This window comes from Streptomyces sp. NPDC096046, from assembly GCF_040303285.1.
Lineage (GTDB): Bacteria > Actinomycetota > Actinomycetes > Streptomycetales > Streptomycetaceae > Streptomyces.
Map to the genome: position 1 here is coordinate 32,166 of NZ_JBEOSZ010000050.1, position 20,742 is coordinate 52,907.

Annotated in this window: 16 protein-coding genes; 11 read left to right on the forward strand and 5 right to left on the reverse strand. The window is 70.1% G+C overall.

From position 1 onward, the window contains the following. The first annotated feature begins 56 nt into the window (after positions 1–56). From ABTX62_RS31480 to ABTX62_RS31490, 3 genes are all read left to right on the forward strand, one after another. Positions 57–683 (forward strand): TetR/AcrR family transcriptional regulator, encoded by a 627-nt coding sequence (locus ABTX62_RS31480; RefSeq protein ID WP_352119347.1) that lies wholly within the window; start codon positions 57–59, stop codon positions 681–683. 285 nt (positions 684–968) lie between these two features. After that, positions 969–1,184 (forward strand): YciI family protein, encoded by a 216-nt coding sequence (locus ABTX62_RS31485; RefSeq protein WP_502998049.1) that lies wholly within the window; start codon positions 969–971, stop codon positions 1,182–1,184. A gap of 15 nt (positions 1,185–1,199) precedes the next feature. Beyond that, positions 1,200–1,514, forward strand: a complete 315-nt coding sequence (locus ABTX62_RS31490; RefSeq protein WP_352119349.1) for an alpha/beta fold hydrolase — start codon at positions 1,200–1,202, stop codon at positions 1,512–1,514. Here ABTX62_RS31490 and ABTX62_RS31495 read toward each other — a convergent pair. Then, positions 1,511–2,427 (reverse strand): IS5 family transposase gene (locus ABTX62_RS31495; protein WP_502998050.1). Its coding sequence is split into 2 segments (ribosomal slippage): positions 1,511–2,023 and positions 2,026–2,427, totalling 915 coding nucleotides; the frame shifts between segments, so codons are not numbered across the junction. The genes ABTX62_RS31490 and ABTX62_RS31495 overlap by 4 nt on opposite strands. A 213-nt stretch (positions 2,428–2,640) precedes the next feature. On the opposite strand from ABTX62_RS31495, the gene ABTX62_RS31500 reads away from it, so the two are divergent. The 3 genes from ABTX62_RS31500 (at position 2,641) to ABTX62_RS31510 (ending at position 5,587) form a co-directional block, all read left to right on the forward strand. Continuing rightward, positions 2,641–2,829, forward strand: a complete 189-nt coding sequence (locus ABTX62_RS31500) for a hypothetical protein (RefSeq protein WP_352119350.1) — start codon at positions 2,641–2,643, stop codon at positions 2,827–2,829. Positions 2,830–2,876: 47 nt separating this feature from the next. Further along, on the forward strand, positions 2,877–4,439 hold the full coding sequence (gene cmdF / locus ABTX62_RS31505) for a tyrosine 2,3-aminomutase (RefSeq protein WP_352119351.1): 1,563 nt from the start codon (positions 2,877–2,879) through the stop codon (positions 4,437–4,439). Between the two features lie 155 nt (positions 4,440–4,594). Then, positions 4,595–5,587 (forward strand): hypothetical protein, encoded by a 993-nt coding sequence (locus ABTX62_RS31510; protein ID WP_352119352.1) that lies wholly within the window; start codon positions 4,595–4,597, stop codon positions 5,585–5,587. Between the two features lie 29 nt (positions 5,588–5,616). On the opposite strand, the gene ABTX62_RS31515 is transcribed toward ABTX62_RS31510, so the two are convergent. Continuing rightward, positions 5,617–6,561 (reverse strand): NAD-dependent epimerase/dehydratase family protein, encoded by a 945-nt coding sequence (locus ABTX62_RS31515; protein ID WP_352119353.1) that lies wholly within the window; start codon positions 6,559–6,561, stop codon positions 5,617–5,619. Between the two features lie 255 nt (positions 6,562–6,816). Here ABTX62_RS31515 and ABTX62_RS31520 point away from each other — a divergent pair, with 255 nt between their 5' ends. From ABTX62_RS31520 to ABTX62_RS31535, 4 genes are all read left to right on the forward strand, one after another. Continuing rightward, positions 6,817–7,260 (forward strand): hypothetical protein, encoded by a 444-nt coding sequence (locus ABTX62_RS31520; RefSeq protein ID WP_352119354.1) that lies wholly within the window; start codon positions 6,817–6,819, stop codon positions 7,258–7,260. A 60-nt stretch (positions 7,261–7,320) separates the two neighbouring features. Continuing rightward, on the forward strand, positions 7,321–8,391 hold the full coding sequence (locus ABTX62_RS31525) for a carboxymuconolactone decarboxylase family protein (RefSeq protein ID WP_352119355.1): 1,071 nt from the start codon (positions 7,321–7,323) through the stop codon (positions 8,389–8,391). 136 nt (positions 8,392–8,527) lie between these two features. Then, the gene (locus tag ABTX62_RS31530; protein WP_352119356.1) at positions 8,528–9,517 is read left to right on the forward strand and encodes a methyltransferase; all 990 of its coding nucleotides are present in this window, start codon (positions 8,528–8,530) and stop codon (positions 9,515–9,517) included. A 129-nt stretch (positions 9,518–9,646) separates the two neighbouring features. Continuing rightward, complete coding sequence (locus ABTX62_RS31535; protein WP_352119357.1) at positions 9,647–10,069, forward strand: SgcJ/EcaC family oxidoreductase; 423 nt, start codon at positions 9,647–9,649, stop codon at positions 10,067–10,069. A gap of 174 nt (positions 10,070–10,243) precedes the next feature. On the opposite strand, the gene ABTX62_RS31540 is transcribed toward ABTX62_RS31535, so the two are convergent. After that, entirely contained in the window at positions 10,244–15,925 is a 5,682-nt protein-coding gene (locus ABTX62_RS31540) for a type I polyketide synthase (protein ID WP_352119358.1), read from the reverse strand. Positions 15,926–15,998: 73 nt separating this feature from the next. Here ABTX62_RS31540 and ABTX62_RS31545 point away from each other — a divergent pair, with 73 nt between their 5' ends. Next, a complete protein-coding gene (locus ABTX62_RS31545; RefSeq protein WP_352119359.1) occupies positions 15,999–17,675 on the forward strand; it encodes a (2,3-dihydroxybenzoyl)adenylate synthase in 1,677 nt (558 codons plus the stop codon). A gap of 72 nt (positions 17,676–17,747) precedes the next feature. Here ABTX62_RS31545 and ABTX62_RS31550 read toward each other — a convergent pair whose 3' ends face one another. Beyond that, positions 17,748–19,949 carry an ArnT family glycosyltransferase gene (locus ABTX62_RS31550; RefSeq protein ID WP_352119360.1) on the reverse strand — a complete coding sequence of 734 codons (2,202 nt, stop codon included), beginning with the start codon at positions 19,947–19,949 and terminating at the stop codon, positions 17,748–17,750. 68 nt (positions 19,950–20,017) lie between these two features. Further along, positions 20,018–20,731: a nucleotidyltransferase family protein gene (locus ABTX62_RS31555; protein ID WP_352119361.1), complete on the reverse strand. Its 714-nt coding sequence runs from the start codon at positions 20,729–20,731 to the stop codon at positions 20,018–20,020. Positions 20,732–20,742 lie beyond the last annotated feature (11 nt).

Below are 20,742 nucleotides of genomic sequence, written 5' to 3' on the forward strand. Positions count from 1 at the left end.
ACAGTACCCACATGGGTACTGGTCAGTCCAGTACTCTGTGTAGGAGGGGCAGACGTATGGAGAAGGAGCCGATGATGGACAGCCGTTCAGCGCGCAAGCACGAGGCGATCCTGGAGGCCGCGACCAGCGTTTTCCTGGACAAGGGATACGCGGGAACGAGCATGGACGACATCGCGAAGCTGGCCACGGTGTCCAAACAGACCGTCTACAAGCACTTCTCCGACAAGGAAAAGCTCTTCGCCGACATCGTCCTGGCCACCACCGACCGGCTCGACACCACGATCGACCTGCTGGCCGACCTCCCCACCGACGCCGCCAACCTGGAAGAGAACCTGACCCGGCTCGCCCGTCAGTTCCTGACCGCCCTCACCGACCCCCGAGTGATCCAGCTACGGCGCCTGATCATCGCCAACGCCGACGTCTTCCCCGACCTGGGAACCGAGTGGTACGAGCGAGGCTTCCAACGAGGGCTCACCACACTGGCGGCAACCTTCCAGCGCCTGGCCGACCAGGGGCTCCTCCGCATCGACGACACACTCCTGGCCGCGAACCACTTCTCCGGCCTGCTGCTGTGGATCCCGGTGAACAAGGCCATGTTCACCGGCACCGTCCAGCACACCGAGGCCGACCTCGACCGCTACGCCGCCGCCGGCGCTCGCGTCTTCCTCGCCGCCTACCGCTGACCACCGCCCTCGGCCTCGCCGACTCACGCACATCTGCCGGGTGTAACGCCCGACACGCAGCCCGGGCTGCCGTGGCACGTCCCCACCCTGTCGGCAAACGATCGTTTGCCGACACTCTGGCTCCGCCGAGGAGGTCCACGCGGCGGAGCATCGGGGATCAGTGCGACCGCGGTGACGGCGATGGTCGGGAGTTCGTCTGCCCCGGGACACTCCTCGGCCCACCGGCTCGGTCCCGCGGCGCCCCGGGCGGGGAGGGCAACGGCCCCCGCCCGGGGCGCCCTACAGTTGGGCCGCACTTCTATCAGGTCCGCCCTCCAGGACGGGGCCCCGGCCGTCACCGACGGGCCGTACCTGGAGACGAAGGAGTACATCGCCAGCTTCTACCTGCTGGACTGCGAGAGCCTGGAGCGGGCGCAGCAGGTCGCCGCCGACATGCCGTTCGCCGATGTCGAGCCGGTGGAGCTGTGGCCGGTGCTGCACGAGTCCGCGGCGGACATGTGAGCACCACGCACCGCAGTGCCGGCCGGACTGGAGGAGCGCGACGGCGGCTGGTGGCCGCGCTTCGACCGTGACGTGATGGTCGCCGCGCTGGCCGAGAACGTCCGGCGCTCCTTCTGGGACGAGTGGAGGAGCATCACCTGCCCGACGCTGGTCGTCCTGGGCCGATCCGGCATCATCCCCGCGCACGAGGCGGAGGCCATGCTCCGGCAGCGACCCGGGACGGTGGCACTGAGCGTCCCCGAGGCGGGGCACGACGTGCACCTGGAACACCCCGAGGTCCTGCAGCGGGTGTTCCAAAAGTTCCTGCGTGGAAGTGGTGGTGAGGGCTAGGTCGTTTCTGATGGCTCTTGGACGGTGTCGCGGAGCCAGATGACGATCGCGGTGACGGTCAGGGTGCCGTTGAAGATGTAGTCGCGCTTGTCATACCGGGTGGCCACCGCGCGGAACTGCTTCCACTTGTTGATGCACCGCTCGACCGCGTTGCGACGGTGGTACTGGGCCTTGTCGAAGGCCGGGGGCCGGCCACCGGCCTGTCCCCGGCGCTTGCGGTGGGCCCGCTGGTCATCGGGCTGCGCGATGGTGGCCTTGATCCCGCGTCGCCGCAGGTAGGCGCGGTTGTCCCGGCTGGAGTAAGCCTTGTCGCCGCGCACCCGGTCCGGCCTGATGCGTGGGCGGCCCGTGCCGCGGCGCCGGATGCGTAAGCCGTCCAGCACCGGGGCGAACATCGGGCTGTCACCCCGCTGACCGGGCGAGGTCAGCCAGTGCAGCGGGCGGGCCCGGTCGTCGGAGAGCAGATGGACCTTGCTGATCAGCCCACCCCGTGAGCGCCCCAACGCCTCGCGCCCATCTGCCTCCTCACGCGCCCCGCCCCCTTTTGCGGGTGGTCGGCCGGAGGCTTGCGGGGCGCCCCGGCCGCGTGCTGATGCGCACGGCAGGACGTGGAGTCGATGTTCACCGCCCACTCCCCGTCCGGGTCGCCGGCATCCGCCTCGATCTGTAACTCCTGGAGGATGGCCATCCAGGTGCCGTCGGCTGACCAGCGGCGATGCCGCTCGTAGACGGTCTGCCAGGGACCGTACCGTTCCGGCAGGTCAGGCCAGGGCACCCCCGTCCGGGCCCGGAACAGCACGCCGTTGATCACCCTGCGGTGATCTGCCCACTGTCCACCCGGCTTGCCGTTGCCGGGCAAAAGGGGTTCGATCTTCCGCCACTGCGCGTCCGTGAGTTCGTGTCGCCGCACCATACGGGCGTCCTGCCCGGCCAACTACGAGATCCACCCCGCCTACCAAGAGCCATCAGAAACGGCCTAGCCGGTCCCCGGCGGCCGCGTTCCCAGGCGGACTTGGCGAAGTCCGTGCGGACTGTGGTCCTCGTGGCAGCTTGCGCAACTCGGCGTGGACAGCGTCCGGCGGGGCCAACATCCTGCGGGTGGCGTCCCCTCCAGGAAGGCAGAGCCATGGAACGCTGTGGCCCGGTCCGTATCCGGCGTTCGACCGTCGCCCTGAACGACGTCGGCGTACCGGATCTGCTCTGCCCCGCGCACGAGGCGGTCGCTCATGGCCACGGCGCTCCGGCGTTCGAAGGTGCTCTCGCCCAGTGGAGCCCGGGTGCCGCAGGCACCACCGCCCTCGGCTGGAGGCCGTGAGCGGGCCGGCAGACTTCCCAGCGCAACCCTGCACCCATGGAGTGACTTTGAGGACAGCGGACCCGGACACCCATGCGGTTCTCATCGACGGCGAAAGCCTGACCATCGACGCCATGCGGCGTGTCGCAGAACTGGCCGCTCCGGTTGATATCTGCGAAAGCGCCGTGGCCAGGGTGGCCAGAAGCCGCGCGCTTCTCGAGATCCTGGTGGAGCGGAACATCCCCGTACCGGGCGTGACCACCGGCTTGGGTGCGACGGCCTCCCTGCGGGTCGACCCGTCGAAGGAGGTCGAACTGCAGACGAACCTGGTCCGCAGCCACAGCGCCGGAGTGGGCCCGATGTTCGCCGAGGACGAGGCTCGGGCCGTCGTGGCCGCGCGCCTGAACACCCTCGCCAAGGGCCACTCCGCGGTGCGACCGGAGATCCTCGACCGCCTGGCGCTGTATCTGAACGAGGGTGTCACGCCGGCGATACCGGAGATCGGTTCGCTGGGGGCCGGGGGCGACCTGACTCCGCTCGCGCACGTCGCGAGCACGCTGATCAGCGAAGGCCATGTGCTGTGCGACGGCAGGCGGCAGGAGACGGGAAGGGTGCTCAGAGAGCTGGGGGTGCCACCGCTGCGGTTGCGCTTCAAGGAAGGCCTCGCGCTGATCACCGGCACGTCCGCGATGGCGGGGCTGGGCTCCCTGGTGGTCGGGAGGGCCTTCACCCAGGTCCGCCAGGCGGAGATCGTCTCGGCCCTCCTCAACGACGTGCTGTGCGGCTCCACGAGCCCGTTCCTGGCCGAGGGCCACGACGTGGCACAGCCCCACCGGGGACAGGTCGAATCAGCGGCCAATATGCGGCTGCTGCTCGAAGGTGGCGGCCTGCCCCCGGAGCACACGGCTCGGCGCCGTGAACCGCGCAGGGAGTACACGCTGCGCGCGGTGCCGCAGATCCTGGGCGCCGTCCGCGACACGCTGCGGCACGCGAAGGAGAAACTGGAGATCGAGCTGAACTCCGCGAACGACGACCCGCTCTTCTTCGAGAGCGGGGAGATCTTCCACGGGGCCAACTTCCACGGTCAGTCGATCGCGTTCGCCATGGACTTCGTCACCATTGCTCTCACCCAACTGGGTGTGCTGGCCGAGCGGCAGGTCAACCGGGTGCTCGACCGGCACCTCAGCCACGGCTTGCCGGAGGGTCTCGTCGCCGCCGAACCCGGTGTGCATCGCGGGTTCGCCGGCGCCGGCTGTCCGGCGACCGCGCTGGTGGCGGAGAACCGGACCATCGGACCCGCCAGCGTCCAGAGCGTGCCCTCGGGCGGTGACCACCAGGACGTCGTCAGCGTGGGCCTGATCGCGGCCCGCAACGCCCGGCGGGTGCTGCAGAACAACGATCGTGTTCTCGCCGTCACCTTCCTCGCCACCGCGCAGGCGGTGGACGTCTCACGGCGGTACGAGAGTCTGAGCCCGGCGAGCAGGACCACGTACGACGCGGTGCGGTCCCTGGTGCCGGCCCTGGGTGTGGACCGATCCATGGCCGGCGACATCGAGTTGGTGGCCGCAGCGCTGTCGCGGGGGGAGTTCCTCGGCTCCGTCGCCCGCGAGGAAGGGATCGCGCTGCGCTGAACCAGCGCGGAGGAGAGGCGGTCCCGTCGCCATGGGTGTGGAGGCCACGTGGCCGTCCCGTTTCTTCCGCATTGCCATATGTGGGGAAGAAGAGGGTCATTCATGGTGTGCCGGTTCTAACGTGGCGGGCGTCGCCCTCCACGAAAGGCATGCTCATGACACAGACGGTGCACCGTGTCACCCGGAAGAGCCGGCAGGCCTCATCGGATGTTCCCGGCCCCCGCCCGCCCTCGTTCTTCTTCAACGGCCACGCACCGCGACGCCGGGTCCTGGTCGCGGTGGTCAGCGCCCTGTTCGGGTTCGCTCTGACGGTGGTGTGGTCAGCGGAATTCGTCGACCGGACCATCGGCGACAACGTCGCCGACACGCTGCTCGGTCACCACGCCAAGGACACACCCATCGCCGGTGTCCTGGCCGGCCTGGCGTTCGCCCTGGCCACCGGCGTCGCCGGCACGTTCACCGCCTGCAACGTCGCCGTGTTCAGCGCACTCGCCCCGCTGACGGGCCAGTCCTCCTCGCGGCGACAGATGGCCGCGGCGCTGCGCCCGCTGAGCATGCTGGCCCTGGGCGCGCTCGCTGTGTCCGCGCTGTACGGCGTCGTCGCCGCACTGGCCGGTACCGGCATGCCTCAGTTCGACCTGAACCAGTCGCCCGCCTCGGGTCTGTCGGCGCGCCTAGTGCAGGCGATGGTGGTCTACGGACTCATCGGCCTGGCCATGCTCCTGCTCGGGCTGGCCTCGCTCGGAGTGGTGCGCGATCCGCTGGCACGGGTGTCCCGGCGCTTCCCGGGGGCTCCGATGCTTTTCATGGGGGCCTTGATCGGCGCGTTCCTCGTCGGGCGGCCGTTCCCGCTGTTCCGGCAGTTGTTCCATGACACCGCCGAGAGCCAGAACGTGTTGTACGGGGCGGCGGCCTTCAGCCTGCAGACGCTGGGCAACATCGCCGTCATGTCGGTGCTGTTCCTCCTCGTCACCGGTGTCTTCGGTGGCCGGCTGCACCGCTGGCTGACGGCGAAGCCCAGCCGGGCGTCGGCGCTGATGGCGGGGGCCTTCATCGCCGCCGGAGTCTTCATGGTCCTCTACTGGGACCTGCGGATCCTCGCCCGCCGCGATCTGATCTGGTACCCCATGGCTCCTTGGGCCATGTGACGGCCTCCGTGGAATGCGGGCGGCCCCCCTCACGACGTGCGCCTCGCCGCTGCCCCGTGCCGAGCGTGACCAGCCTCATCGGCCGGACCGGTGGCCGCCCACAGCGCGGCCAGTGACTCGTCGAGGGTGTGGGACGGGCGCCAGCCGAGGGTGTCGACGGCGGCGGCTATGGAGGAGCACTGCCACGACACCTGCGACGAACGGGCCGAGCCTTCCCCGTCCTCCTCGATCAGTCCCGGGAAGCCGGCTTCGAGGGCGAGTTTCCGCACCAGTTCGCGCACGGGTCGGGCCTCGCCGCCGCTGATGTTGAGGACCGACGGCAGGGGCCGGTTCGCCATCACCGCGAGCAGGGCCGCTCGGGCGACATCCCGCACATCGACGAAGTCGCGAAACGCCGACAGGTCGCCGAGCCACAGGACTGCCCTCCGGTCCGGGCCGGTCTCGCGCAGCATCGCGGCGACGCGGCCGGGCAAGCTGGTCAGCGGTGCCCCGGGCCCCACCGGGTTGCCCACCCTCAGGACCACCGCGTCCAGCCCGGACGTGGTCACCGCTGCGGTGCCTGCGAGCTTGGTCGCCCCGTACGGGCCCGCCGGGCATGTGGCCGCCGACTCCGTCATCCGGGTTCCGGGGACGCCGGGGCCGTACTCGGCGGCCGAGCCGAGGTGGACCAGGCGTGCCAGCGGTGCCGCCTGCCGCAGCGCGGCGCACAGGGCGGCAGGGCCACGAGCGTTGACCTCGGCCTGGGCCATGGCGTCACCGCCGGTCAGACCCGCGCAGTTGACCACCGCGTCGGGCGCCGCCGACGCCAGGGCTTCGGCGAGCCGGCCCGGGTGATCGGAGGCGAGGTCGACGCGGACGTCGGCGGTGGGCGAGCGGCCGGCGGTGAGCAGGGAGGTGTTCGGCAGGGCCGCCCGCAGGTGCTCGGTGATGTGGCGGCCCAGGTAGCCGTTGAAGCCCAGGACGAGGATGCGCATACGCGGCTCAGGCTCCCTCGGGTAGCGGCGGCTTGTGGCGGTTCGGCCGGCGTCGGCACGGACGAAGTCGTGGGAAGCCGGTCGAGCAGGCCTGCTCCTTCGTGGTCGCCGTGGCGCCGGCCCGAAGCTCCTGACGACCCGTTACTGGTACCACACGGAGAGGCTGCGCACGTGAGAAGAGGCGGCAGGCCGTGCAAGCGGCTGAGAATGATCCCCTGCAGCCGGCTCTGGCCGACATGGCAAGGGAGGCAGAGCATGAGCGAGATGCCCCTGACGGTTCCGGAGGCAAGGGGCGGTCCGGTCACCGGCCACCGCCACCAGTCTCCCGCCGTACTCACACATGACCAGTCCACGCGTGCCCCGGCGGCGGGCGCTTCCGAGTACACCTCGGCTTCCGCCAAGAACGCCGCCGCGGCGCTGATGCGCCTGCTCCATGACGCGGGGGTCTTCGGCTTCGGCATCGCCGAACCTGAATTTCCCGGGGGCGGGACGACGGCCGGGGCCGGGGAACCGGTCACACCGCCCGGTCCTGGCGCGACCGGCGTTCCCACGGCGGTCGATGCCGGGGGGACGTGTCCGCCTCCGCCCATGGACGAGGCGGCCGTCGAGGCGGGCCACCTCACCGCCACCAGAGGGGAGAGCCTGCCCTTCCGGCCGCGACGCCGTCGGCGCCAGTGTGTCTGGCCGACGGGGAGATGACCGGTGCCGTCAGCGGACGGGCGATGGCGCGGCAAAGGTTCGTGAGACCGAAGAGGAGCCATGAAAAGGGCTGTACGCACGGTGCTGCGAAAATCGTTGCGGCAGATAAGGCACGTCCGGGCTGTCGACCCGCCGGCCGCCGAAGGCCTGGTCGCCGCGGTCTACACGCGGGCCGAGCAGGATTTCGGGGTGGTGGCGCCGCCGTTGGCGTTGCACTCCCCCGCCCCCGTACCGCTGGCGGCGACTTGGCTGCTGCTGCGGGAAACGCTGCTCGCCGATCAGCTCGTGGACCGTTCGGTGAAGGAGGCCGTAGCCACAGCCGTCTCCCGGGCCAATGCGTGCCCCTACTGCGTCGAGGTGCACGAGGCCAAGCTGGACACCTTGCCGCCCGTGGTGAACGGCGTGCCGGCCGCGGTCGCCGAGTGGGCGCAGGGCACCGTGCGGCCCCGAGGCCCGAAGACCCCGCTCCCCGTCTCGTTCTCCCCCGCCGAGGCCGCCGAGGTGTACGGCGTCGCGTTCACGTTCCACTATCTCAACCGCATGGTCAGTGTCTTCCTGGACGAGTCCCCCGTCCCGGAGCGCACTCCCCGCCTCCTGCGGGGCACGATCATGCGCGCCGTCGCCCGGGTCATGGCTCCGGACTCCCCCGGCCCGCTGGAGCCCGGAGCCTCCCTCGGGCTGCTGCCCGCGGCGGAGCCGCCGGACGGACTGGAGTGGGCCGAGCCCAGTCCGGTCGTGGCGGGGGCAGTCTCCCGGGCCATCGCCGCCGTGGCCGACGAGGCTCACTGGGTTCCGGCGGGAGTGCGGCAACGGCTGGAGGCGTGTCTGGAGACAAGGGACAGGCAGCCTGTCGGGCCGGGCCGTACTTGGCTCGAAGAGGCGGTGGGGAAGCTTCCCGCCGCGGAGCTGCCGGCCGCCCGGCTGGCCCTGCTGACCGCGTTCGCTCCGTACCAGGTCCTTGCTGAGGATGTCAGCTCGTTCCGGCGGTACCACTCCTCCGACAAGGAGCTGATCGCGCTCACGTCCTGGGCCGCGTTGACCACCGCCGTCCACATCCTGACCGGGTCGGGGCCGGCTGCGCCACCGCGGGCCGCCGACGTGGGTCCCGGTGAGATGTCCGGGGGGCGGTGACGGGACGTCGGCGGCGGATCGGCCGCGCCGCGCCGAGCGTGTTCTGGTCGCCGTTCTCAGCAATCGCCAACAAACCCCGGAGCTTTCTCGTGCCTATGCTCGCCATGTCAGAGAGGCAGCGAACGGGGGGATCGGGATGGGCCGCATCGGACTGAGGGCATTGGCCGATCTCGCAACCCCGATGGCGGTGCGTGTGGCGGCCACCCTGAGGGTCGCCGATCACATCGTGGCCGGGAGGCGCACGGCCGGCGACATCGCCGATGCGGCCGGGATCCACGCGGATTCGCTGGACCGTTTGCTGCGTCACCTGGTCACCGTGGGTCTGTTCACCCGGGATGACAAGGGCGGCTATGCCCTCACGGAATTCGGGGAACAACTCAGAACCGATCACCCGGCAGGAAAGCGGCTGTGGCTGGACATCACCAGCGCCGTCGGCAGGGGTGACCTGTGCTTCGTCGAGTTGGAACACAGCATTCGGACCGGTGAGCCAAGCTATCCCCTGCGCTACGGCACTTCCTTCTGGGAGGATCTGGCCGCCGATCCGGCTCTCTCGGCTTCCTTCGACGCGCTGATGACTCATCACCTGGAACTCGACTACGCCGGCATCGTCGCCGCGTATGACTGGGCCGCTCTGGGACACGTCGTCGATGTGGGCGGAGGCAGTGGCGGCCTGCTCACCGCTCTGCTGACGGCACACGAGGACTTGTCGGGAACCGTCGTCGACCTGCAGGGTCCAGTGTCGGCCGCGCGCCGCACGTTCCTGGACAAGGGGGTGTCCGATCGCGCCGCGGCCGTCGTGGGCAGTTTCTTCGACCCGCTGCCGGCGGGGGCCGGCGGCTACGTGCTGTCCGCCGTCCTGCACGACTGGGACGACGAATCGGCTGCCGCGATCCTGAAGCGATGCGCGGAGGCGGCCGGCGACAAGGGCGTCGTGCTTGTCGTCGAGGCCGCCGGCGCCGAGGACGAGCGGGCGAGCACCGCGATGGATCTGCGCATGCTCACCTACTACGGCGGCAGGGAGCGGAGCCTGGCCGAGCTGGGTGAGCTCGCCGCACGGGCCGGACTCGCCGTGCGAGGAGCCCATCCGGTCGGTTACGTCTCCATCGTGGAACTGGCCGCTGTGTGAACTCCGGTCGAAAAGACCAACACACCTCGCGGTCCGTCAGAACCGCAAGCCGGGATATTCCCGCATCCGGTTTCCCGCGACACGATTCGGTGAGAAGCCTCGCAGTATTTCCCTGAAACAGGAGCAGGAATGAACACTGGTGTCTCGGCAATGACGACCGATCAGGACATCGCGGCCGTGGCCGATGTTCCGAAGCGCATGATGGCGGCGTGGGCGTCCAACGACGCTTCCGCCTTCGCGCGGCTCTTCTCCGAGGACGCGACCATGATTCTGCCCGGTGACATCTTCAAGAAGGGTGTCGACGCGATCCGGGAGTTCATGGCGGCATGCTACGCGGGGCCCTTCAGGGGAACTTCGGTGTTCGGCGTGCCCATCGACGTCAGGTTTCTCGGCGCCGGGACGGCGATAGTCATCACCCAGGGGGGGATCATTGCCCCCGGCGAGGATTCGGTCGCGCCCGAGAAGGAGATCCGGGCCACGTGGGTCCTCGGCAAGCGGGAGAGCGAGTGGCTCATCGACGCCTATCACAACAGCCCCGTCATGCTTCCCTGACAGCGTTCCGCCTGCCCTGACCCCTGGGCATGCGTCCGAAGCCTCCTGGGACCGGCCCCCGGTCCGGCCCAGGAGGCTTCGTGCTGTCCGGGTCCGCACGCCTCGCACCCGCGAGGCCGCGTCACGGCCACTGCCCCCTGCCGCGGCCGCGGCAGGGGGCAGTGGCCGTGGGGCCTACCCCACCATGGTCAGTGCCTCCAGCTCGTCGTTCAGCGCATCGTCCTGCGGACGCAGGCTGTCGTAGACGTGCTCGGAGAGGGCCGCCACGGTCGGCTTGGCCCACAGGATGGTGGGCGGGAGTTCCAGTCCGTACCTGCGCTGCAGGCGGACGCGAAGGGCGACGGTCATCACGGAGTCGACGCCGAGTTCAACCAGCGGGCGCTTGGCGTCCACGTCCGTGGGCTCGAAGTTGAGGACCGCGGCCACCTGCTCGCGCATGTCGGCGGTGAGCCTTGAGCGGGCCTCCTCCTCGGGCACGCCGTCGAGGGCGTCCGTGAAGAGCTGGCCGCCGGCGCGGTCCGGCTCGTCCATCACGGCCAGGTCCCGGAACATCGGCAGGCGTGGTGTGTGCGGCGGTGTCGGCACCGCGCGGAGTACGGCCTGGTAGTGGGACCGGAACCGGTCGCCGAACGACCAGGCACGGAGCGCCTCCGAGGCCGACACCGCCTCCAGACCACGCGAGTTGGCCTCGAACATCGTGGTCGCGATGTCCGCGGACATCCCCAGTCCGCGCCACGCCGTCCAGCCCAGGCTGATCGTCTCGGTGTGCTCCCCCCGGTTGCGGTGCGCGGCGAGCGCGTCCAGGAAGGAGTTGGCTGCCGCGTAACTGGCCTGACCGGAGAGACGAGCGAACTGGCCGCACGAGGAGAACATGACGAAGAAGTCGAGTTCACCGGGCGGGAAGAGACGGTGCAGCACCATCGCGCCGCGGACCTTGGGATCCAGGACCTCGCGCAGACCGTCCCGGTCGACCTTGTCGACGAGAGCGTTGTTGACCACGCCGGCGGCGTGGACGACGCCCCGCACCGGCGGCAGACCCAGCGCACCGGGCGCCAGTGCCGCGGCCACCTGATCCGCGTCGGTGATGTCGAGCGCGAGCACACGCACCGTCACACCCAGCGTTTCCAGGGAAAGCACTCCGTCGATCTGGCGCCGGGTCTCGTCATCGGTGACGCCGGGCCACTCAGTGCGGTCGGGCAGGCCGCGGCGGCTGGTGAGCAGCAGCCGCCGCGCACCACGGTCCACGAGCCACCTCGCTACCTCGAGGCCCAGCGCTCCCAGACCGCCGGTGATCAGGACGGTACCCGAGGGTGAACATTGCAGAGGGTTGCCGTCCGCGCTGCGTTCGATACGGGCCAGCCGGGCAGCCTCCGTCGCGTCCGGTGTCAGGGAGATGACGTCCTCGGAACCGGCGGCGGTGCGCAGCAGGCCGGCGAGCCGCGCGCCGATGCCCTCGTCCAGTGCCCGCACGTCGACAGCGCCGCCCCACAGTTCGGGGTGGTCCCCCGCGATGATGCGAGCCAGGCCCCACAGCGGGCCGTGGGCGACTGACCGCTCGTCACCGGCCTCGCGCGCACCACTGGTCAGGCACCACACCCGTTGCGGAGCAACCTGCCCGATGTGGTCGGCCTGGATCTCGGCGACACGCTGCACCGTACGTATGAGCAGCCAGGACACCCGCTCGGTCTCGTCCTCGACGGACGCTCCCTCAGCGCAGAGAGCGGGCGCGACGACGACCGCTCCCGGCCGGGTGAACAGTTCGGGCTGCAGAGCCGCGTCCGGGACGGCACCCGCCTGCACACAGCTCACCCCGGCTGCTTCGAGCTGTCGGGCCAGGGGGACGGTGCTCTCCGCGTCTCCGACCAGAACCACTTGCTCCACCGCGGTCTGCTGGGCCCCGTCCTGCTGCTCGCCGAGGCTCAAGGGACGCCACACCACCTCGTGGACCAGCTCACTGGGCAGCGCCGCGGCACCGAGGTGCTCCACGGCTGCGAACCGCAGTCCCATGACCTCGCAGACGATCCTTCCCTCGTCGTCGGCGACCCGTACGTCGACGGTGTCGTGGGGTGACCGGAGCGAGCGGGTGCTGTGCACGGTGAGCCTGGCGGGCGGCTCGCCGGACCACGTCACGTGATCGATCGAGCGAGACATCCAGAGCACGGTCGCGTCTCCTGGGGAGACGACCATGGCGCTGATGGTCAGGGCGCCGTCGATGACGTGCGCCCAGCTGCTCGCCCGCCGCGCCGGCGGAGGCACGATCTGCAGGACGGCGAGCTGCTCGTGCTCGTCGTAGCGCAGTTCCTCCAGATCCCAGGGGAAGGCGTAGCCTTCGACGCCCATCCGCTCGAACATCTCGTCAGCCCTGGTGAGCGATCCCTCCGGCAGCCGGGAGCGGATCGCCCCCGCGTCCATACGGCCGGAGAGCGGCCCGGTCCCCGGCGAGACGGTCGCTGTGGTGTGGGTGATCCACTCGTCACCGGCGCTCTCGGCGCCGTCGCCGGCGATGCGGGTGGCGAGCGACAGGGATCTGCCCTCGCGCACGACCTGGACCACGCGGGGCGGTTCGACGGCGAGTGGCGTGCGCAGGACGATGTCCGTGAGCGCCGACGGACCGTCCTCCTCGGCCGCCGCCGCGAAGGTGTTGATGATGGACGCGGCCGGGGTGACCTCCACGCCGACCAGCCCGTGGCTCTGCGGGTAGGGGCGGCTGTCCATGTCCAGACGTGTCTGCCACACCTGCCGGGTCGGCGAGCCGCTGACGGTCATCCGGCCGCCGAGCAAGCTGTGGCTCTCGGGATCGTGGCCACGCCCGAGGCCCGCGTCCGAGGTGCCCGCCGGGAAGATCCAGTAGGGGCGGTGCTGCCACACCGCCGCGGGCAGTGCGAGGAGTTCGCCGTCGACGTGGTCCCGTGTCCAGTCGACGTTCACGCCGTGGCAGTGCAGTTCGGCGAGGTTCTGGAGCAGCGTTTCCACCTCATCGGTGTTGCGCCGGAGAGTTCCGGTCACCACGGCTTCCTCCATGCCGAGGTGCACGAGCGTCTCGGTGACCGAGTGAGCCACCACGGGGTGGGTGGACACCTCGAGGAACAGCCGGTGGCCATCCTCCGCCGCTGCCCGGACGGCCTCGGTGAAGCGGACCGGCCGACGCAGGTTCGCCGCCCAGTAGTGGCTGTCGCGGCGCGCCTGCGACCGAGGGTCGGCCATGGCGGTGCTGTAGAGGCGAACCACCGGCGGACGCGGCGTGAGCCGGCGTGCGGCCGACTCCACCTCGCCGACCACCTCGTCGACGTGAACGCTGTGGAAGGCGATGTCGGAGTCGACGGTCCGGGTCCAGACACCGGCCGCCTGCCACTGCTCGGCGACTCGCAGGACCGCTGACCGGTCGCCGGACAGGACCGTGGACTGGGGTCCTGAGGAAATGGCGGCCTCCACGCCGGGATGGTTCGCCAGCCGGAGGGCGGCCTCCTCGAACGGCAAGCCGGCCATGACCATGGCGCCCCGTCCGTCGAGCTGCTGCAGCGCCGCCGCGCGGCGGCACGCGAAGCGGGCGGCGTCCTCACGGTCGAGGGCCCCGGCGACCACGGCCGCCGCTATCTCGCCGACGGAATGGCCGATGACCGCGCCCGGCCGCAGGCCCCGGCTCTGCCACACGTCGGACAGGCCCAGCTGGACGGCGAAGGTCAGCGCCTGGACGTGGGCGGCCGTCCACGGCCCCCCGCTGGTGATCGCCTCGCGGGGCGTCCAGCCGAGCTCCTCGCGGAACACGGGCGCCAACGCGTCGATCGCCGCGGCGAACACCGGCTCCCGCTCCAGCAGTTGCCTGCCCATACCCGGCCACTGGGCGCCGTGCCCGGAGAACACCCATACGGCGTCGTCGCCGTGGCCGGCACCCACTCGCGCCGATGCGATGCCCGGGCCGCTGCGGCCGTCGGCGAGGTCGCGCAGCCGCTCCACGAGCTGCTCCGGGGAGCCCGCGACGATCGCGGCGCGCTGGGCGAGGTGTGAGCGACGCAGCGCCAGGGTGTGGCCCACCGACGACAGCGCGGTGTCCGGGTTGCCGGTCAGCCAGTCGGCGACCGCGCCCGCCAGCGCACGCAGCCCTGCCTCGGAGGCGGCCGAGACCGGGAAGAGCCTGGGCTCCCGTGGGGTGGTGGCGGTGCCGTCGGCTGAGGTGGCCGTGCCCGTGCCGACCGTGCTCTCCTCCAGGATGACGTGGGAGATCGTCCCTCCGACTCCGTAACTGGAGACCCCGGCACGCCTGGGCCGGTCCGTCCTGGGCCAGTTCCTCAGCTGCCCGACCAGGCGGAGTCCCCAAGCGTCCCAGTCGATGTCGGAGCGAGGCTTGTCGTGCAGGCTGGGCGGGATCTGCTCATGCCTCAGCGCGAGGACGGTCTTGATGACGCCGCTGATGCCCGACCCGCCCTCGACGTGGCCCACGTTGGGCTTCACCGATCCGATCAGGCAGGGGTTCCCGGGCGTCCGGCCCGGTCCGAAGACCTCGGCCAGAGCGGTGATCTCCTCGCGGTCGCCGGTTGGGGTTCCCGTGCCGTGCGCCTCGACGTAGTCCACGGTCGCCGGGTCCACACCCGCTCGGCGGTAGGCCTGGCGCAGCATGTGCTTCTGCGCGTCTCCGTCCGGCGCCATCATGCCGTCGGAGCGTCCGTCCTGGAAGACGCCACTGCCCCGGATGACCGCCAGGACGGGGTCGTTGTCGCGGCGGGCGTCGGACAGGCGCTTGAGGACCAGGACTCCCGCTCCCTCACCGCGGCCGTAGCCGTCGGCGTTGTCGTCGAAGGCCTTGCTGCGGCCGTCGGGTGACATGGCGCCGGCCTCGTCGAGGGCGACATTGAGTGAAGGGCTCGACATGATGTTGAGGCCGCCGACGATCGCAAGGGGTGTCTCGCCGGTCAGCAGACTCTGGCGGGCCAGGTGAAGAGCGGTCAGCGAACCGGCGCAGGCCGTGTCGACCGCCATGCTCGGCCCGTGGAGGTCCAGGAAGTAGGAAACGCGGTTGGCGATACCGTAAAAGGTCGTGCCGTTCACGGCATAGGCGCCCGTGCGGGGGAGGTCCTCCAGGAGCCGCCTGCCGTAGTCGTTCGAATTCACGGCGGCGTACACGCCGGTGTCGGTGCCTCGCAGTGACAGGGGGGGAATGCCCGCGTCGGCCAGTGCCTCCCAGGTGAGCTCGAGCATGAACCGCTGCTGAGGATCGAGGAAGTCGGCTTCCCGTGGCGAGATACCGAAGAATTCCGCGTCGAAGCCCTCGATGTCGTCAAGAAAGGCACCGCGACGAATGGTGTCGCGCATGGCGGCGGTCGCCTGCGGGCTGCTCGACGCGTAGGACTTCCACCTCTTCTCCGGCATGTCACCGACCGTGCTCATGCCCTTGGCCAGAAACTCCCAGAACTTCTCGGGCGAGTCGAGGTCGGGGGCGTACCTGCAACTCATGCCAATAATGGCAATTGCTTCGTCGGGTGCTGCATTCTCTGTCAAGTCCTCGCTCCTGTTCAGTCCACCGAACGGACACGACACGAATCGGGGAAGAAGGTCGCCTGGTCCGGGCAGCTGTGTCTGCGGCGGCGTCTTTTCCCCTGCCATTGCTCGGGAAGAACCCACGCGAGGGTGAGCCGCCCCAACAAGCGACAGGTTCAGCCCGCCGATATCAGCTGGACAACTCCTGACGTGCGGCGTGTGGCCGCGAGCCGGGCATGCGGCACATGCAGCAATCGATGAGACGACGGTGGAGCGGAGTGTCTCTAAGCTCCCTGGACAGGAGCCCTGTGATCTCTCGGCTGGGTCCCGCACAGTGGCGTCCGGGACGGAGGGGGCTCCCATGCTGTGATCCGCGCCGCGCATCCCCGCCGGCACGGCCGGGGCAGGTCATCGTCAGCCGTACCCGGACGCCCCGGGTCAAGCTTACGGAGCAGTCATGCACAAGACAGTAGTCAGGCCGTCCCGCGCGGGAACCGTGCCCTGGCCGGAGGATGTCGCTTCCCACTATGTGGCCAGCGGCTACTGGGAAGGACGGTCCCTGGGAACGCACCTCGCGCAGGCCGCGCGCCATGCCCCTGAAGCCGTCTGTCTCGTCGACGGTCCGATGCGCATGACCTACCGCGAGTTGATGGCCCGTGCGGACGGGGCCGCTGCCCGCATGAAGGCGCTGGGTCTTCGTGCCGACGACCGTGTCGTGGTGCAGTTGCCGAACTGCTGGGAGCACGTCGTCGTGACGGTGGCGTGTCTGCGGCTCGGGGCCCTGCCCGTGTGGGCCCTGCCGCAGTACCGCCACCACGAACTGCTGGGAGTTGTCACGCACGCCCAGGCCAGGGCGGTCGTCGTGCCGGACAGGCACAAGGGGTTCGATCACCAGGCAATGGCTCATGACATCGCCGAAGCCGCTCCGGATGTCGATCACATCCTCGTGGCAGGTTCCGACGTCCGGCCGGACAGCGTCGATCTGCGCGCGCTGTGTGAACCTGTCGGCGCGGCGGAGGCAGCACGGGTCTCCGCCGAACTGGACGTGTCGGCGCCGGGCGGCGACGACGTGGCGATGCTCTTGCTCTCCGGCGGGACGACCGGGCTGCCCAAGCTCGTGGCGCGCACCCACAACGACCTCACCTACATGATCAAGCGTGCTGCCGAACTGTGCGGATTCGGGCCGGACACGGTCTATCTGGCCGTGCTGCCCCTCGGTCACGGCTTCCCCAACACCGGTCCCGGAGTGCTCGGCACGCTGCTGAGCGGGGGCCGGGTGGTTGTCTCGGCTTCGCCGGCGTCCGAAGTGGCGTTCGCCGCGATCGAGCGGGAACGGGTCACCGCCACATCCGTCGTCCCGGCTGTCGCCATGCGCTGGCTCCAGGACCGCGAGGAGAACCCGGCCGCCGATGTGAGCTCGCTGAGGCTGCTCCAGGTCGGTGCCTCGCGGCTGTCGCCGGAGGCGGCGCGACAGGTCGGCCCGACACTGGGCTGCACGTTGCAGCAGGTGTTCGGTATGGGAGAGGGGCTGCTGTGCCTCACCCGCCTGGACGACCCCACCGACGTGGTCCTCCACACCCAGGGGCGGCCGATCTGCGCGGACGACGAGATCCGGGTGGTGGACGCGGAGAACAGGGACGTAGGGGTGGGCGAGCCGGGTGTGTTGCTCACCCGCGGTCCGTACACACCGCGCGGCTACTACGACGCGCCCGCCACCAACGCGCGATCGTTCACCGCTGACGGCTGGTACCGCACCGGCGACATGGTGCGCCGCACACCGGACGGCAACCTGGTCGTGGTCGGCAGGGAGAAGGACCTCATCAACAGGGGCGGCGAGAAGATAAACGCCGAGGAGGTCGAGAGCTTCGCTCTGCAGGTCGACGGCGTCCTCCAGGCCGCCGCGGTCGGGGTGCCGGATGCCGAACTCGGTGAACGTGTGGGCCTGTTCGTGGTCCTGGCCGAAGACAGGCGGGTGGACCTGGCGGACATCCGGGCGGTGATGGCGCAAGCCGAGACCGCGTCGTTCAAACTCCCCGAGCGGCTCTTCCCCGTTCCCTCCCTTCCGGCCACTCCGCTCGGCAAGATCGACAAGAAGGCCTTGCGAGCCACTGCCGTCCACGCACCCGGCGCCTGACGAGTCGCACCGTGCACGTTGCGGGCCCCGGACGGCGTACACCGTCCGGGGCCCGCAACAGTGTGACCGCTGTCAGCAGCGGTACAGCGTCGCGTCGCTGAATCCCGGCAACGGCAGCTGTGCCTGGTCCTCGTCGAAGGGCCTGCCGCCGTAGGCGGAGGGCTCGACGACTTCGCAGTTCTGCTGCACCCAGTCCACCCTCTTGCGCTGCACGGTGCCGCCCATCCCGGCCATGCCGCCCAGTCGCGCCTCGCCCGGATGCGCGGTGAGGAAGAACCGCACCTCGCCCTCGGCCACCCATCGGCCGAGCTGGTCGACGCTCGGCGCGTCGTCGGCGCCCAGGAACCCGCCCATGCCGACCACCGTCGCACCGGTGCCGATGATGAACGAGGACGAGGCGAGCCCACCTCCCTCGACGGCGAGCGTGATCGCCGCTCCGTCCGAGTTCTGCTGGGCGTACCGCAGAATTCTCCGGTTCTCCGCGGAGAGCTCGGCCCCGCCGAAGCCGTTTCCGCTCCGGGCACCCGGCCGGGCGCCCTCCTTGCCGGGCGTCTGCGACCCGCCGGATGCCAGGGAACCGGCGGACATGGGCATGCCGTCAGGGAGTTTCATGCCCTCGGGCGGTTCCATGCCGGGAAGTTCCATGCCGTCGGGCATCTGGCCGCTACCCGGCATGGCCATGCCGCCGGGCATCATCATGTCGTCGGGGAGCTCGCCCCTGAGCAGCGCGCTGAAGGCGTTGTTGGGCGGACCCGCTGACGGGAAGCCGCCGTTGTCGCTGGCCGTGGCCGCTGTGCCCACCGACCACACCGCCGGGGCCAGCAACATGGACGCCACCCCGGCGACGAGCACCGGGCGGCCCCATGCCCGTCGTCGTGCGGAGAGCCTCCCCGCTATCAGGCCGGCCAGCGCGACGCCGCCCACACCGGCGGTGGCCCACCTGGTCCAGCCGTGCCACGACGTGTCCCTGGACACCAGGACGAACGCCCAGAGCGCGGTGAGCGCGACCGTCGCGGGGAGCAGAAGCCACTCGTGGCCGACGGGATCGCGGTACTTCCGCCAGAGCATCGCGATACCGGCCGCCGAGACCGCGCCGATCGCCGGAGCCAGCATCGTGGTGTAGTACGTGTTGAAGATGCCCTGGGTGAAGCTGAGAACGCCGCCGGCCAGCACCAGCCATCCGCCCCACAGAACCCAGCCGGCCCGCTGCCGCGGGTCACCCGGTATCTCGAACCACAGCCGCCGGTACCCCGCCGCCCCGGCGACGAAGAGTACGAGCCCGCTCAAGGGGAGCAACCATGAGATCTGGTCGCCCACCTCGGCGGAGAACATGCGGGTGACCCCAGGACTGCCACCGGACAGCCCGACCATCGCCAGGGGAACGTTGATACCCGACCCGCCGGGCTGCTGACCGGTGCCGAGGAGCGCGCCGAATCCGTTGTAGCCGAAGACCAGTTCGAGCGCGCTCCCGTCCGTGCTGCCGCCCATGTAGGGCTTGTCGCCCGGCCACAGATCGTGCAGCACGGGCCACCAGAACGAAGAGACGATCAGGACGGCACCCGCGGCCAGTACGTCGTTGATCCGGCGCTTCAGCGGGCTGGTGCTGCTGACCAGGAACGCGAGTGCCAGTACGGGAACGATGATCCACGCTTGCAGCATCTTGGCGGTGAAGCCGCAGCCGACGAGGAAGGCACACGCGAGCAGCCACTTCGTCCGGCTCCGACCCTCCTCGGCGCGGATCGAACGCATGAACGCGTACGCCGACGCGACGAGCAGCAGCGTCAGGAGGGAGTCGGTGTTGTTGTCACGGTTGATGGCGACCGTGACGGGGGTCAGCGCCAGAATCAGTGACGCGAGCAGCGCGACCGCTTCCCCGGCCCACAGGCGCACCGTACGGTGCAGCAGGAACACCGCGGCCACCCCTTCGAGAACCTGGGGAAGCAGTAGCGACCAGCTGGAGTAGCCGAACATCGCCACCGACGCGACCTGCGGCCACAGCGCCAGGGGCGGCTTGTCGACCGAGACCGCGCCGTAGGGATCGGCGGCTCCGAAGAGGAAGTTGGCCGGGCTCTCGGTCATCGACCGGACCGCAGCCGAGTAGTAGGCGTTGCCATAGTTGCTGGAGCCGATGAGCCACACGTACAGCAGACCCGCCAGTACGCAGATACCAGCGAGTGCCCACCCTCGTAAACGGCTCCCGTCACCGGTGGGCGAAGACGTCGGGGGCTCGGTCCGCGCGGTCACCGGCGGGGGGCCGTGCGTAACGGAAGACATGCGGGGTTCTCCATTCCTTCTTGTTGTGCACCGCGTGCCACACGCTGGTACCGGCAGGCCAGGGAGCGTCAGACCCCCTTCAGCAGCGTCCCCTTGATCGAGTCGAACTCGGCGTTGGCGCGGTCGTAGTCGTCGGGCCGCCCGATGTCCAGCCAGTACCCGTCGAAGGCGTAGTCGGCGGGCTGGATGTCGCGCGCCAGCAAGTCCAGTACGAGATCGTCGAAGCCGAACGGGATGCCGGCCGGGTAGCTGTCGAGTGTGGAGCGACTCAGTCCGTAGACGCCCATGCTGACCCGGTAATCGACCGTCGGCTTCTCCACGAAGTGGACCACCCGATCGTCGGTGGTCGTCAGCACACCGAAGTCGATGCGCACCTCGCGCCTGCAGGTAGCCACCGTCAACGGTGCGCCGCTGACGCTGTGGCGGTGCAGCACGTCCGCGTAGTCCAAGTCCGTGAGGATGTCGCCGTTCATGACGAGGAAGTGCTCGGGGAGCTGGTCGCGAATCTGCAGCACCGGGCCTATCGTGCCCCGCGGGACGTCCTCGGCAGCGTAGGTGATGTCCATGCTCCAGCGGCTGCCGTCGCCCACGAATGCCCGGATGAGGTGGCCGAGGTGCCCGATGGCCAGCGTCACCCGGTCGAATCCCTGCTGCGACAGCTGGCTCAGCACGATCTCCAGGATGGAGAACTCGTCACCGATGGGTACCAGGGGCTTCGGCAGTCGGCTGGTGTAAGGCCGCAGTCTCGTTCCCTTGCCGCCCGCCAGGATCACTGCGTGCATGCGTTCCTCCC